This window comes from Paraburkholderia lebeckiae, from assembly GCF_050436325.1.
Lineage (GTDB): Bacteria > Pseudomonadota > Gammaproteobacteria > Burkholderiales > Burkholderiaceae > Paraburkholderia > Paraburkholderia tuberum.
In genome coordinates, this window is record NZ_JBNDLZ010000003.1 from 2461963 (window position 1) to 2475344 (window position 13382).

Genomic DNA, 13382 nt, shown 5'->3' on the forward strand with positions numbered 1-13382 from the left:
TCCATCGGGAAACATGCCTGATGCCGAAATCATATTTCCACCAGGCGGAAATATCGGTACACGTTAATGGGCTTCGGGTCGGCGAAGCCCCGAGGTCCCGGCCTGCTTCAAGTCGCAAAGGTCATCCATCGTTCCTCGAGATTGAGATTCTTCACGCGCTCGATGAGGAACTCGGTGAAAACTCTGATTTTCGCCGGCTGGTAACGCCTGCTTTGATAAGCCAGGTTGATGGTCAGACGCGGCAGCTGCCAGTCTTCGAGTACTGGAACGAGGCGCCCCGACACGATGTCATCGTGAATGATGTAAAGGGGCTGCACGACAATTCCGAGTCCCGCCCGTCCGGCCGCCACGATGACCTGGCCTTCGTTTGAGTCCAGGGCACTGGTGATGGCGATATTGCGTTCTTCCTTTCCGCGACGCAGGTGAAGCAGACACGGGTCAACGGCGAGGTTGTAGACGAGCATGTTGTGCTGCTCCAGGTCCTCCGGGTTCTGAGGACGACCGTGAGCGGCGAGGTAAGCCGGTGACGCCGCCAGCACTCGCCGGGTCTCAGCAAGACGACGAATGGTGATGCCCGAGTCTCCCTCGTGCTCCTTGGTGCGAATGGCGATGTCTATCCCGGCTTCGATGAAGTTCTGGTACTGATTCGCCGCGACGATTTGCACCGACAGGTTGGGATAGCGCTTGAGGAACTCGGGAAGCGATGGAGCGATGTGCATCATTGCGAATGACACGGAACTCGTCACGCGAAGAACGCCCTTCGGACTGACCGCTTCTTCGGAAGCAATCGAGTCAGCCTCGGACAGTTCAGAGATAACCGCGGTGCAGCGACGATGATATTCACGACCGGCGTCAGTGAGCCACATGCGCCGCGTCGTCCGTTCTATCAATCTCGCGCCGAGGCGCTCTTCCAGCGAACTTAGGGTGCGGCTGGCGGCGGCGTTTGACATGTCGAGCTGCTCCGCAGCCTTCGACAGGCTGCCCAAATCGGCAGTGAGCACGAACAACTGCAGTTGCGTCCAGCGGTCCATCATCTACCTCATCGAGTCCTGCTGGAAAAATCGGAAGGGATTCTTCCACGCCTTCGGGACCAAATATGCCGTAGAAGGGAGGACTGATAAACCGACTTCAGGTAGTCGATTTGTAGAATCACTTTCTACAATCGAGAAGCGAGCACGAACGGGCAAAAGTGCCGTGAAGGCCTGAATTGCGGCAGGCGGGCCGATTCTTCCGGAGGGTGGAAATGTCATTTCACTTCGAGGCATTTTATTTACCCGGTTGACCCTTTACCTTTCGTTCTCAGACGCCTGAGCGCACAACGGAGACACGCACGATGCGCAACATCAACGAAGACACCATTACTCAAGCCGCCATCGCCTCATTCGCAGACTGCACGGACGCGAGATTGAGGACCGTAATGACGAGCCTGGTTCAACACCTCCATGCCTTTGCCCGCGACGTTCATCTCACCGAGGACGAGTGGTTCAAGGCAATCAAGTTTCTGACGGAAGTAGGTCACATCACCGATGACAAACGGCAGGAGTTCATCCTGCTGTCCGACACGCTCGGCCTTTCCATGCTGGTCATGTCGCAGAACAACCGGAAGCCGTCGAATTGCACGGAAGCAACCGTCTTCGGGCCATTCTATGTGGAGGGAGCGCCCCTCTATAGCAACGGCGACGACATCTCGAACGGTGCGAAGGGTGCGCCCTGCTATGTGAAGGGGCAGGTTCGCGGCGCAGATGGCGAAAGCATCGCGAATGCGCAAATTGACGTCTGGCAATCGGACGAGGACGGGTTCTATGACGTCCAGAACCTCGACGAGGCAGGCAACGCCATCCACCGTGCCCGCGGTCGATTGAAGGCCGACGCCGAAGGTTTTTTCAGCTTCCGCTCGATTCTCGCCGAAGCGTATCCCATCCCGCACGATGGGCCTGTTGGTCGCATGTTGGCGGCTACCGGTCGGCATCCGTGGCGGCCTGCTCACCTGCACTTCATGATTGAAGCGCCGGGTTACCAAACGCTCATCACGCATGTGTTTCGTGATGGGGACCAGTATCTCGATTCGGACGTCGTGTTCGGGGTTCGCTCATCGCTGATTTCCGAATGGAAGCGCCACGAGCCGGGTGTGGCGCCGAATGGCCGGGAAATGACGGTCCCGTGGTATTCGCTTGAATACGACTTCGTGCTTAACCCTTCGGAGGTTCACGCATGATTCGGCATATCGTGATGTGGCGAGTCCGTGGTGACACGCCCGCGGAGCGCCTAGCTGCATCTAACCTCGTCAAGACCAGTTTCGAGGGTCTGCGTGGCCGCATCCCCGGGATGCGGCACCTCGAGGTCGGACTTGATGACAGCCAGGTCGCTTACGCTTGTGATGCAGTTCTCGTCACCGAATTCGACTCTTGGGAAGCGTTGGAAGCATATGCGTCTCATCCCGAACATCTGCGCGTGCGTAATGAACTCGGTGACCTGCGCACCGAACGGTTCCAGGTCGACTACCACGCCGATGTCGGTCTAAGTTTCGAGCGTACAGCGGAGTTACTTAATGCAAAAGCGTGAGTTTGTTTATCAGGCACGTGCCGGCCGGGTTGTGTTTGGCCCGGGCAGTTTGCAGCACCTTGAGCGCGAAGTGCTTCAGCTGAATTCCGAGCGAGCACTCATTCTGTGTAGCCCGGAGCAGAAGGAGACGGGCGAAGCCGTCGCTGCGCGCCTCGGGTCGCGCGCCGCTGCCGTTTTCGACCGCGCGGTCATGCACGTGCCACTCGAGTTGGCCAAGGAAGCTCGCGCCCTCGCGAGGGAACTGAAGGCCGACTGCGCGATAGCTGTTGGAGGCGGCTCGACGATAGGTCTGGGGAAGGCTATTGCGCTCGAGTCAGACCTGCCGATTCTCGCGGTACCGACGACTTATGCGGGCAGCGAAATGACGCCTATCTATGGCATCACTGATGCCGGGCTGAAGAAGACAGGTATGGACCTGCGCGTGTTGCCAAAGACAGTCATTTACGATGCGGACCTGACGATGTCGCTTCCGGTCGCGCTGTCGGTCACGAGCGGCATCAACGCAATCGCACACGCTGCCGAAGCTTTGTATTCGCGCGATGCAAACCCTGTCACGAGTTTGATGGCCGAAGAAGGCATCGCTGCTCTCGCTCGTGCATTGCCAGCAATCGTCGCCAACTCGCAGAACATCGAAGCCCGTTCGGACGCCCAATACGGCGCGTGGCTCTGCGGAATGGTCCTTGGCAGCGTCGGAATGGCGCTTCACCACAAGTTGTGTCACACGCTCGGCGGAAGCTTCAACCTTCCCCACGCGCAGACGCACACCATCGTCCTGCCGCATGCGCTCGCTTACAACCGGCAGGCCGCACCGGAAGCGATGCATCGCATTGCTCGCGCGCTTGGCTCGGGCGACGCTGCGCTGGGTGTCTATGAACTTGCCAAGCGCTGCGGCGCACCTTTGGCTCTCAAGGACATCGGCATGTCGGCCGAGGACGTCACGAAGGCCGCCGATATAGCCAGCTCGAATCCCTACTGGAATCCGCGGCAAATTGAACGCGAAGCTCTACTTGAGCTTTTACAGGATGCCTTCGACGGTGTCGCACCGCGTGCAGTGACGAGCTGAAGCGCGCAAGAAAGGAAACGTGTTCGAACGCCTGAATCGAAGCAAGGAGAGGAAAATGAACTTCACTGTCTACTGTCTTGACCACCCCAACATGGTCGAGCGCCGCCTTGAAAACTATGACGCACACAAGGCCTATCTGCAAACGGCACCTGTAAAGACACTCATCTCTGGCCCGCTGACGAAGGCTGATGGTCAGACGATGATTGGCAGCTTCTTTCTCTACGAAGCTGATGGCATCGAAGAAATTAAGAATTTCGTAGAAGCAGACCCGTTCAACAAGGCGGGAATTTGGGACACGGTCGACATCAGGCCGTTCATCAAGCGGGTCGACAACCGCTAAATCCGTCGTATCGCGGCGTCGTTTAATTGCTGCCTCGAAACTGCGAGGCGCGGCTCGCGCTCGTCCTCGAAAAGCAGACGACTTCAATGAAGGAAAACGTCGTCGATTGCTTGGGCGCTCACAAAGTCCAGAACATCAAACGGAGACATCATGGAGACAGGCCTCGAAGGAAAGATTGTGCTCATCACAGGCGGGGCGCAAGGCATCGGACGCGCCACAGCGCTGGGCTTCGCACGCGAAGGCGCACGTCTTTGCCTTATTGACATCGATGCGAATGCGCTCAAAGAAACCGAGTCGGAGTTGCGCTCGTTTGGCGCTAACGTCACGATTGCACAGGCAGATTTGTCCACGGCCGATGGTGTCAAAGGCGGTGTTGACGCGGCCCTGAAGTCACATAACGGCCAGGTGGACATCCTCGTCAACAACGTTGGCGCTAGGAAGGTCCGCACGTTCGAAGAACTTTCGGACGAGGAATGGGACTTCACGATGAATCTCAATTTCATGAGCTACGTCCGCACATGCCGATACCTGCTGCCGGTGCTGCGTACTCGTGAGAAGGCCGTGATTATCAACAACGCGTCGGACCTGGCTCGCCAGCCTGAACCTGTTCCTATTGACTATTCTGCATCCAAGGCAGCGGTGCTCGCTTTGACAAAGGGTTTCGCGCGCGCCGAAGCTCCCAAGATTCGTGTGAACGCAGTTGCGCCGGGTCCAGTCTGGACGCCGTTCTGGACGAAAGACGGCGGATTTGCCGACACGATGGGCAAGTTTCATGGCATGGCTCCAAAAGACGCGGTCGAGCACGAGTTGTCTCGGCGCCAGCTGCCGCTGAAGCGCTTGGGCCAACCCGACGAAGTGGCCAACGTGATTGTTTTCATGGCCTCCGACCTCGCATCGTTCGTTACGTCCGCGGTCTGGGGTGTCGACGGCGGCAGTATCCGCAGTCTCATTTGACGGCGGAAGGACCCGTTGTCGGCATTGTTTCATCCCGAAGTTTCGCGACCGCTTTCACGGCTACATTGTTCTGAGGACCAGAGTATGTCTTCCTACGACCATGTGATTGGGGCGAAAGTGTCGCCGAGAGAGCGCACTTTTCTGGTCGAAGCTCTCGAATTACTGATGCGTGAACGCTCAAATGCGCTTCGCATCGCGACTGCAGTAGCAAAAGCACGCGGAGAGCGAGTACCGGAGGTGCGGGACTTTGGGCTGGATGACATTCTTCGGCTCAGCCGACAGATTGCTGAGGTTCCCTCTGTTGAGTCGACTGAGAACCAGTCCGAGGCGCCGCCGTCGAGCAAGCAAACAGCGCGTGTTGGCGGACGAAAACCGTCCTGACACGTATCAAATGAATGAGTAGTCGGCGTGCCTGATAAGCCGACGGAAATATAGGAGACTCACATGTTGCGTATCGCAGTTCTCGGTGCCGGGCGCATCGGAAAAATTCACGCGGCCAATGTCGCCGCAGACCGTCGAGTGAAACTCGTCGCCGTGGCCGACCCCAACAAGGAGGCGGTCGAGGTGCTTGCAACGGACCTTGGATGCGACGCATCCATAGACTGCAAGGCAGTCGTCGACCGTGAAGACGTTGATGCCATTATCGTCGGCACGCCGACTGATACACATATTGACTTGACGCTACAGGCCGTTCGGCTCGGCAAGCCGGTTCTCTGCGAGAAGCCCATCGACCTTGATATCGCGCGCGCCCTCGCGGCGGTGGAGGAAATCGAGCGTCTCAATGGTCGCGTCATGCTCGCTTTCAATCGACGCTTCGACCCCGACGCAATGCGACTCAAGCGGGCCATCGAAGACGGCGAGGTGGGCGAAGTGAGGCAGGTTGTCATTACGAGCCGCGACCCCGGCTTGGCTCCGCGCGAATATCTTCGGCACTCGGGCGGAATATTCCGCGACATGACCATCCACGATTTCGACACAGCTCGCTGGTTGCTCGGCGAGGAGCCTGTCGAAGTGATGGCTATGGGAAACTGTCTTGTCGACCCTGGCTTGGAAGAGCTTCCGGACTACGACAGCGTGATGGTGTTGCTGCGCACTGCTTCCGGTAAGCAATGTCATATCAATGGTTCGCGCCAGGCGGTGTATGGGTTCGACCAGCGTGTAGAAGTCTTCGGCTCAAAGGGCATGGTGCTGAATGAGAACCATCGTCCGTCTAGTCTACGGCGCTGGACGAGCGAAAGGACTGAGGCACGTGAGCCGCTTCTCAATTTCTTTCTGGAGCGACATGCGGACTCATACAAAGTCGAACTGGACAGCTTCCTGACGGCACTTGAAACGGACGCGCCGATGCCCGCGACGCCCCGAGACGGAATTTGTGCTTTGCGAATCGCGAACTGCGCCATCCAGGCGGCTAGCACGGGGTCCGCCGTCAAAATCTAGCGGCGGACGGCTACAGCCACCAGCCTGGGGCTTTCGCCTCAAGTTGACAATATCCGGTTTTGAGCCCTATATGGAGAACGATACTCTTCAATAGGACAGCCCCATGGCACAGGTCGATTCATTCAGCGGCGTCGTGATTTTCGTCACCGCCGCCAAATCGCGCAGCTTTACCGACGCGGCCGAGCAACTGGGGCTGACGAAGTCTGCTGTGGGGAAGGCAATTGCCAAGTTGGAAGACCGTCTTGGTGCACAGCTGTTCCATCGCACAACGCGAAGCATCTCCCTCACTGCGGACGGCGAAGCCTACCTCGCGGCATGTGCCTCAGCACTCGATGAAATCTCCACAGCAGAGACTGCGCTCGGTCCTGGTCATCAGCGACCGGCAGGCCGCTTGCGAGTTGATATGCCCGCTGCCTTTGGCCGACGGATACTCGTGCCTATCCTGCTGCAAATCGCTCAGAAGAATCCTGATTTGCAGTTGACGATGACTTTCTCGGACCACTTGATAGACCCGATAGAAGAAGGAGTCGACCTCGTCATCCGTTTTGGCGAACTTCAAAGCTCAAGTGGCTTGATAGCTCGTCGCCTAACCCGCCAGCGCATGGTGATTGCAGCATCTCCGGAATATCTCGAACAGCGTGGAACTCCGGGTAGGCTTGAGGACCTGGAACTTCACGCTTGCATCCTCGGCCATCGGCGCGGTCAACCGCTCTCGTGGCGAGTCAATATCAATGGCGAATCTCGTCGCATATCGCCACCTGCAACGCATCAAATCAGCGACGGTGACTCGATTGTTGAGGCTGCTCTCGCTGGTATGGGGCTTTGCCAGATGCCGATGTCGCTGCTACGGCGACATCTGGAATCTCGAGCATTGCTGTCGGTGCTTGACGATTTCTCCAGTGACCTTATCGATGTGCACGCGGTTTGGCCGAAGGTAGCTCACTTGCGACCGAAAGTACGACATGTTGTCGACACCCTGTTATCACTAGCCGAACAAGGCGAGCTTGATTGATTTAGCGCTGCGTCCGGGCGGCGAACACCGGAACTCGCCACATGTTGGAAGCCACCTGCAGCGCAGGCGTGTGGCCTGCGGTTAGCGCCTGCAAAGATGAACTGCGACTTGTTCGCGATGTCGACGCCCATGTGAGCCCTCGCTCAGTTGGCTGTCACCAGCCGAGCAAGACCCGCAGCCGTTGCATAAGCCAGTCCGTTTCAGCGCCCCCCGTCCAATTTTTTCCTACAATCGCTCGCCTCATTCGTCGCAGCGTCACATCGTGCGAATTTTGCGGAAATTTGGCTGCATCTTGTAGGGTTTTTGGCACCAACTGCTGCGCCAAGTCTTCACACATGTCCCAACGTACCCATCGCTCTTCCGCTGTCAAGCCGACGACAAACCTGCCGTCAATTATCCGCCCCGCGAGTTTCGGCTGCGTTCCTGACAGCAATGCAGGCGTTGGGTTCGAGGGAAAGTCTATTGGCACGCACGAGGTTAATCGTTCGTCGCGATGACGACGTTCAGCATCATGCAGCAGTGCGCTCACGCGGATGTCTTCATCGAGCTGGTCCCATCTCAAACCAGCTCCAGAGGCAGAGATGCGAACGTCGCTACGTTGCTCAGGGGCCGCCACCCACAATTTTGGAAACAATCGCAACGGAAGTCGCACCCGGCACCCATGCTTTAGGAGGACGGTCAGATTACTTTCGTCGACGATTACTTCAATGGCTATCGGTCGTATGTGACTTATCATGACGCCGCTCCTTTAGCGGCCTCCGCTTTTCGCGACGGAGTGAGCGATGACTCGCTCTGCAACTTCGACAAAGCTCTTGGCGTTGCCGCTGAGCACAGCTTCTGAATCCAAGTGAGTGCCAGCGGCAGCGATGATGCGGACGCGAATGCATTCGCCGTCGACCAAGATTTGCACGCAAGCCTCCGGCGTCGGCGTAGCGTGTCCAACTGTTTGTCGCTCAACAAAGAGGGTAAATTTTCGGACGTCAGGATATGGACCCGGTGGCCATTCGTATCCGTGAATATGCAGCGCTTCCGATGCGCGCGTCCATATCGGCCTCCTCGGGTCAATCTCTGCAGCAGCTGTGTATAAGGGGTTAATGCCTATGGGCTCAAACTCGTGCTCGCCTTGATACATTTTGACGACAGTGCGCGACCACTTACTTGCCCACGCTGTAGCCGCTTTGCGCGCACGTTTGAAATCATGGTCAGCATCAAGCATCTCAACAGGACTGCGGTCACCCAAGCTTCCTCGCTTTGACGACAAGAAATCTAGTCGAGACCACGATGGAGCAGGAACAATCACTCGGCAGATTTCCTGCAGGCGCTGTTGGTTAAGTGCTGGGTCTGCGAGCAAGACAGGGAAGTACTCTGCACCTTCGACCTCCAGCGCGAAGACGCTGCCGTCTGCGAGCAATTTGCTTAGACGCGGCCGAGGCAGGCCGAGACGTTGGCGGAAATCGGCTTCTGAAATCAATTCGCCATTTGCAACCATATCGCGTCGAGCAGTTAGGGCTTGCTGCCAAAGGTGCGCGCGCACAGTGTCGCCGCCAACATCCTCCCCAGCTTCGAGGTATGCGTCGCGTACGATTTCTTCGATGCGAGCAATCACCTCATCGGATAGCCGCTGAAACTTAACGCGCTCCGTCGGCGGTAGCCGGAATTGGTTCGCCGCGATTTTCCGCACAAGAGCTGACGCCAAAAATTGAGGAAGGTCGTACTCCGCGTCGATTCGACGCATGGCTATTTCCCAGCCACTAGACATAGGGGCCTCCCGGACTGGAGGACAGTATGACTACCCGTTCGGACCATTGCTGGTCAGTCCGTTCGTCCCACCCGAGCGATGGCCCGTGTCCGGATGGATAGTGCACGTCGCTCAAATGTCCGTCTGTCGACAAATGCCGCTCGCAGGTCCACGGCTCCTGCGGACAGGCTATATAACAAATCTCCTCTGCGTCGGTGGCGTCAGCATACGATTGAAGCCACAACACAACTGCCTCCGGGTCTGCATCATGCAAGCACTTGAGAAGCTCGCGTACTTTCATTGCTTTGCCTCCTTTCGTCGCAATGCTCTGTCGCGCTCATACGTCAAGGTTCTGCGTCCAACCTGAATCTTTCGGGTTATGCGACGATTCCCCGTGTTGACGACTGCAAGCATCGGCACCTGCGTCGAGCGGCCTGAGTTGTACTCCAGACCAAGCTTCCCGTGCTTGATAGCAATGCCGAGCTTCCTGAATGTCTCCGCAGCAATTGACTCCAAAGTGCCGGCCGGCGTTAAATCGCCGGTGAATTTGTTGCGTCTCGTCTTCGCATAGACGCCCCGACTGACTCGCACCAGCGCTCCAGTGCCGACAAGTCTTGCCAACACGCGGCTCAGCTGTGCGGGACTTCCAAAGCGTTCCAGCTCGCGACGAAGAATCACGGCGCCCTTGCGCCTGCCAATTGAACGCGTAACGCGGTCCTCGAGTTTCATCGCACAGGGAACGGTCCTTGAACGAACCGCGAGCGTAGTGCTGCGATGCTCGGCTCCCACGGCGCCCCCTCAAACTGAATTGACTGTCCTTCGCACACTGGATGCGAGCGCGATAGCCCGCAAAGTGCACTCATGCTCTCCACATACGAGCGGACACGTGTATCTACGAGCGGCTCCGGTACCTCATAGCTTGTAGTGCTCATGGTGGCTCCGCATGCATGAGAGCGAGTTTTGTGGACAGCTCAGCGAGCACTACGGGCGCACTTATACCCAGTATCTCGTGAGTTTTCACAAGTTTGTCCTTGGCCCATGACGGCCAGTGCAGATAGTCGTCGTCGACGGCAAGCCAATCCGTCGGCTGTCGCCGCAGTACATCGGCCCATATTTGCATTCCTCGGGGCGCCCGTCGAAAAGTCTCCGGGTCCATGCTTGCGTGATACGTCGCGCCCACTATTCGAGCTCGCAGTTCAGGCGGCAATTTGCGCGCGACTCGCGCGACACTTTGGTACACGCGTACCCAACTCGTACTCAACACAATCTTGACGTCGGGGTATGGCAGCAGCACGCGCTCCAGCAGTTCCGCATGCTCAAACAGCTCGTGCCCCTCAGGGGACGCTATGTAAGGGCCCCGACCCGTTCGCATGTAGACATTCTCGGGGTGTAAAACGCCGTCAAAATCAAGGTATAAAACGAGGCCGCCAGTCGTGGCGGGTGGTGGCACTGCCGGAAGCGGAGTCGGGATAGTGCTCATTTTCGTTTGTCGTTGTACAGGCCGACTTCCTGCGAGACGCGCGCGAGTTCTTCGAGCGCCTCGCGGCCACGTCTCCTTGCTCGCAACCGGTACGCCTCTGCATCAGTGCGTGTGATAGCGCGTGTACCGTCCGTGTCTGCGGTTGCGCCCAATTTGCCGCCAGTGATTAACTTCACCACATACGCGGGCGTTACGTTCAGTAGTGCCGCGACCTCTGCGACAGTCATGGTGCTGTTCATTGGTCACCGCCATGGGAATACTGGGCGGGGAGGCAGCCCTTCTTTGCCGGCAGAAGCGGTCGCGACTCCGCGTGCGACGAAATCCCAAACAGTGCCGCCAAAACGGGGGGAAGAGGTCAGCGTTGCTGGGCCCACTTCGTGCTCATCGGCGCCCTCACGGAGCGTGACGGCATAGTCCCCGTAGTTGGCGAAAGAGGTTACGTAGTCAGCGTGCTCTTCGTCACCGCTAACGTTCTCGATTTCCGCGTCCCCCAGGACGTGGCTAGGGCCATGCGGCCGGCACAGCTCGATGGTGATTTTCAGCACTATCTCGCCCCACGCAAAAAGTCTTCCCAATCCCAGGCGTAGACGCAGCCTCGCGGCTCATCGTCTTCCTCGATTAGCGGGCACGTTGAGCTACGCATGTTCCTCGCAAAAAGCGTTCGCGCAGGCTCAGGAATTTCACGCATGCGCACATATGGCGTCGTGCCACTTTTGTGCACAGTCACCTCGGGCATTACGGGGCGGGGCGGTAGCTGCTCGCTACCCGCAAGCGCAGTAGCGATGGCACGGGTGGCGAGGTCGAGCACAGTGCCAGCACAGCGAGGGTATCCCGTCAAAGTTGCAGTGCCGATGTCGCCAAGAACGTCGTCGTATAGCCGGATGGCGTAGTCTGCGAGCGCACCCACTTTTTACCCGGACAATGTCCGCAGTTGCGAGCAGTCGCTTGCCCGACTCTCGGCCGCCTGGCCAAAGCTCCACTGTCACTCTCAGCATTTTTATCTCCTACATCGTGTATTACGCGATGGCCATCAATCAGATTGATTCGAATCACACCATCAGCGGTGGCGCCGTCGACGCTGTGGCAATGGCGTCAACGCGACGTTCTGCCTCTGTGTTTTCAGTAGCTCGTAGCGTTCCGCTACGAAAGTAAAGCGACGGTCATCGCATGGATGCGCTCCGCGAGCTTGCAAGCATCCCTGACGGTTACGCTCGGCAGAGAATGACTTACATTCGCAACCCAACCTGCAAGTAATTTGACGGCATAGCGGTCGCCGGCTGACGGGCTTATTGCAGTTAGCCCCAGCTCTACCACGCCATCATTTGGATGCTCGATTCCCTCTTCACTTTGTGCGCTGCGTGTGGCAGCGATTTCGAGAAAACAAAAGTACATCGAGTCGAAGGCACAGCGCGCAGGGGTGTGCGACGACAGCGATTTATTGTGTGCATCGCGAAGGTATGCTGCGCTGATTGCAAGGCGTGGGTGCTCAATTTCGATTCGAGGACGGCGCCCGCGAATCAGCCTCCCTAACAACAGGCCGACTCCTGCACATGTCGCTGGTATCAGGAGGAGCGGCATGAGTTGGACGAAGTCCGGTCCAGTCATATAGCCATCGACACTGAGTTTCGCCCCATCCGTCGGTCCTGGGCTAGATACGGTTTGCCTCACAAAGCGCGAGTCGTGTCGTCGATACCATCGTGATGTCCTCCTGCTTCAGCGTCACCTCTCGGAGCATTGTCGCCAAGAATGATTTTGTTGTAACGCTGCTCCAACATCGTCCACTCAGATTCGAGGTGTGCTTCGTGAAGCTTGATTGCGTTCATGATGGCGGACGCGTCCTCGTCGGACGCGTCCTTTATTGAAAGCAAAGCACTCTCTGCCACGGCCTCCGCTTCCACCACGTGGAGTCCGGACTTTGCGACCAATCTTTTTTCGATAGCGAGCAATGCCGGAACACGCTCGTCTCGTCGAAGGGATGCGAGATGGAAAAAGACTTTCCTTACTAGCCACCTCAGAAGGTCGACCCGCCATTCGACCTCGCCTGGCAACTCATGCGGCGGAACACTAATGGCCCGTCCATCGATAAAAGCAGTGACGGGAATTCCTAGGTGCGAAAGCGTCGCGCGGGTCGACGCCGGAATGTGCGTCAGATGAGTTGGTTCCATAGGACCTCCAGTGCTCGGCGTTCGCCGCAAGTCGTCTCAAGTTTCGCTGCCCTCCAAATGGCATCTACGGCCCCACCGAAGGCGACACTCCGTGCGCCGGGCCCGACGCAGGGAGTGCCTCAAGAAACCTGACTATTAATATGGAGAGTCTACAATATGTAGAGTTGGGTGTGTGTAGATTTATAGTCGTGTTTTAGACAACCTACGGGCATGTCTAAAATTGCACCAGAACCAAATCTCGCACGCCGCCTAGTAGCGGCAAATTTGAGGCGACTGCGCCGCCAGGCAGGCTATTCGCAGGAAGCACTGGCAACCGCGGCCGGATTTCATCGCACTTACGTAAGCCAGATTGAGCGCTGCAAGTTAAACGTCACCATCGACGCCATGTGGAAACTCTCAGAGTTGCTGGGGGCGCAGGTAAGTGAATTTCTGGCTGAAAACACGAGCGAGTAGCCAGCGACGCCAACTGAACGAAGGTCGACGCCTTCAAGAGTGCTCGGCCGGGTCTCTAAAATTTGAGCGATTTCTTGGAATTCCGGTGGCCCATGTTTCGACCACGTCCTCCCGCCAACGGAGCAGTTCGCGGTCACGAAGCTCGGCGCGAGGCGGCAGCAGCCAGGGGCGGTGTTCT

Annotated in this window: 16 protein-coding genes; 9 read left to right on the forward strand and 7 right to left on the reverse strand. The window is 57.6% G+C overall.

The window, feature by feature from the left end:
• Positions 1-107: 107 nt before the first annotated feature.
• On the reverse strand, positions 108-1031 hold the full coding sequence (locus OKW44_RS29230) for a LysR family transcriptional regulator (protein WP_026225542.1): 924 nt from the start codon (positions 1029-1031) through the stop codon (positions 108-110).
• Positions 1032-1333: 302 nt separating this feature from the next.
• On the opposite strand from OKW44_RS29230, the gene OKW44_RS29235 reads away from it, so the two are divergent.
• The 8 genes from OKW44_RS29235 to OKW44_RS29270 all read left to right on the forward strand — a co-directional run bounded on the left by OKW44_RS29235 (position 1334) and on the right by OKW44_RS29270 (position 7368).
• Positions 1334-2215, forward strand: a complete 882-nt coding sequence (locus OKW44_RS29235) for an intradiol ring-cleavage dioxygenase (protein ID WP_026225541.1) — start codon at positions 1334-1336, stop codon at positions 2213-2215.
• A complete protein-coding gene (locus OKW44_RS29240; RefSeq protein ID WP_084754000.1) occupies positions 2212-2562 on the forward strand; it encodes a Dabb family protein in 351 nt (116 codons plus the stop codon). The genes OKW44_RS29235 and OKW44_RS29240 overlap by 4 nt, the downstream gene beginning before the upstream one ends.
• The gene (locus tag OKW44_RS29245) at positions 2549-3625 is read left to right on the forward strand and encodes a maleylacetate reductase (protein ID WP_018418983.1); all 1077 of its coding nucleotides are present in this window, start codon (positions 2549-2551) and stop codon (positions 3623-3625) included. Before OKW44_RS29240 ends, OKW44_RS29245 begins: the two co-directional genes overlap by 14 nt.
• Before the next feature lie 55 nt (positions 3626-3680).
• A complete protein-coding gene (locus OKW44_RS29250; RefSeq protein ID WP_018418982.1) occupies positions 3681-3965 on the forward strand; it encodes a YciI family protein in 285 nt (94 codons plus the stop codon).
• Between the two features lie 150 nt (positions 3966-4115).
• Entirely contained in the window at positions 4116-4919 is an 804-nt protein-coding gene (locus OKW44_RS29255; RefSeq protein WP_018418981.1) for an SDR family NAD(P)-dependent oxidoreductase, read from the forward strand.
• An 84-nt stretch (positions 4920-5003) separates the two neighbouring features.
• Complete coding sequence (locus OKW44_RS29260; RefSeq protein ID WP_162633913.1) at positions 5004-5300, forward strand: hypothetical protein; 297 nt, start codon at positions 5004-5006, stop codon at positions 5298-5300.
• Positions 5301-5363: 63 nt separating this feature from the next.
• The gene (gene iolG, locus OKW44_RS29265) at positions 5364-6356 is read left to right on the forward strand and encodes an inositol 2-dehydrogenase (RefSeq protein ID WP_018418980.1); all 993 of its coding nucleotides are present in this window, start codon (positions 5364-5366) and stop codon (positions 6354-6356) included.
• Between the two features lie 103 nt (positions 6357-6459).
• The gene (locus OKW44_RS29270; protein WP_018418979.1) at positions 6460-7368 is read left to right on the forward strand and encodes a LysR family transcriptional regulator; all 909 of its coding nucleotides are present in this window, start codon (positions 6460-6462) and stop codon (positions 7366-7368) included.
• Between the two features lie 154 nt (positions 7369-7522).
• Here the strand turns inward: OKW44_RS29270 and OKW44_RS29275 are convergent, their stop codons facing one another.
• The 6 genes from OKW44_RS29275 to OKW44_RS29300 all read right to left on the reverse strand — a co-directional run bounded on the left by OKW44_RS29275 (position 7523) and on the right by OKW44_RS29300 (position 12751).
• Complete coding sequence (locus OKW44_RS29275) at positions 7523-8104, reverse strand: DUF2442 domain-containing protein (protein ID WP_204357105.1); 582 nt, start codon at positions 8102-8104, stop codon at positions 7523-7525.
• A 12-nt stretch (positions 8105-8116) separates the two neighbouring features.
• Positions 8117-9103, reverse strand: a complete 987-nt coding sequence (locus tag OKW44_RS29280; protein ID WP_239499019.1) for a hypothetical protein — start codon at positions 9101-9103, stop codon at positions 8117-8119.
• Positions 9104-9403: 300 nt separating this feature from the next.
• Positions 9404-9835: a DUF6088 family protein gene (locus OKW44_RS29285; protein ID WP_018418977.1), complete on the reverse strand. Its 432-nt coding sequence runs from the start codon at positions 9833-9835 to the stop codon at positions 9404-9406.
• A gap of 199 nt (positions 9836-10034) precedes the next feature.
• Positions 10035-10586 (reverse strand): HAD domain-containing protein, encoded by a 552-nt coding sequence (locus tag OKW44_RS29290; protein WP_018418976.1) that lies wholly within the window; start codon positions 10584-10586, stop codon positions 10035-10037.
• Positions 10583-10825 (reverse strand): excisionase family DNA-binding protein, encoded by a 243-nt coding sequence (locus OKW44_RS29295; RefSeq protein WP_018418975.1) that lies wholly within the window; start codon positions 10823-10825, stop codon positions 10583-10585. The genes OKW44_RS29290 and OKW44_RS29295 overlap by 4 nt, the downstream gene beginning before the upstream one ends.
• Positions 10826-12250: 1425 nt before the next feature.
• Complete coding sequence (locus tag OKW44_RS29300) at positions 12251-12751, reverse strand: hypothetical protein (protein ID WP_018418973.1); 501 nt, start codon at positions 12749-12751, stop codon at positions 12251-12253.
• A gap of 210 nt (positions 12752-12961) precedes the next feature.
• Between OKW44_RS29300 and OKW44_RS29305 the strand changes: the two genes are divergently transcribed.
• Positions 12962-13204, forward strand: a complete 243-nt coding sequence (locus OKW44_RS29305) for a helix-turn-helix domain-containing protein (RefSeq protein WP_084753998.1) — start codon at positions 12962-12964, stop codon at positions 13202-13204.
• Positions 13205-13382 lie beyond the last annotated feature (178 nt).

Coding starts and splice junctions, on each gene's coding strand:
- OKW44_RS29240 (WP_084754000.1), top strand. CDS start 2,212: ATGATTCGGCATATCGTGATGTGGCGAGTCCGTGGTGACACGCCCGCG.
- OKW44_RS29290 (WP_018418976.1), bottom strand. CDS start 10,586: ATGAGCACTATCCCGACTCCGCTTCCGGCAGTGCCACCACCCGCCACG.
- OKW44_RS29270 (WP_018418979.1), top strand. CDS start 6,460: ATGGCACAGGTCGATTCATTCAGCGGCGTCGTGATTTTCGTCACCGCC.
- OKW44_RS29260 (WP_162633913.1), top strand. CDS start 5,004: ATGTCTTCCTACGACCATGTGATTGGGGCGAAAGTGTCGCCGAGAGAG.
- OKW44_RS29305 (WP_084753998.1), top strand. CDS start 12,962: ATGTCTAAAATTGCACCAGAACCAAATCTCGCACGCCGCCTAGTAGCG.
- OKW44_RS29285 (WP_018418977.1), bottom strand. CDS start 9,835: ATGAAACTCGAGGACCGCGTTACGCGTTCAATTGGCAGGCGCAAGGGC.
- OKW44_RS29295 (WP_018418975.1), bottom strand. CDS start 10,825: ATGAACAGCACCATGACTGTCGCAGAGGTCGCGGCACTACTGAACGTA.
- OKW44_RS29300 (WP_018418973.1), bottom strand. CDS start 12,751: ATGGAACCAACTCATCTGACGCACATTCCGGCGTCGACCCGCGCGACG.
- OKW44_RS29235 (WP_026225541.1), top strand. CDS start 1,334: ATGCGCAACATCAACGAAGACACCATTACTCAAGCCGCCATCGCCTCA.
- iolG (WP_018418980.1), top strand. CDS start 5,364: ATGTTGCGTATCGCAGTTCTCGGTGCCGGGCGCATCGGAAAAATTCAC.
- OKW44_RS29255 (WP_018418981.1), top strand. CDS start 4,116: ATGGAGACAGGCCTCGAAGGAAAGATTGTGCTCATCACAGGCGGGGCG.
- OKW44_RS29230 (WP_026225542.1), bottom strand. CDS start 1,031: ATGGACCGCTGGACGCAACTGCAGTTGTTCGTGCTCACTGCCGATTTG.
- OKW44_RS29275 (WP_204357105.1), bottom strand. CDS start 8,104: ATGATAAGTCACATACGACCGATAGCCATTGAAGTAATCGTCGACGAA.
- OKW44_RS29250 (WP_018418982.1), top strand. CDS start 3,681: ATGAACTTCACTGTCTACTGTCTTGACCACCCCAACATGGTCGAGCGC.
- OKW44_RS29280 (WP_239499019.1), bottom strand. CDS start 9,103: ATGCGTCGAATCGACGCGGAGTACGACCTTCCTCAATTTTTGGCGTCA.
- OKW44_RS29245 (WP_018418983.1), top strand. CDS start 2,549: ATGCAAAAGCGTGAGTTTGTTTATCAGGCACGTGCCGGCCGGGTTGTG.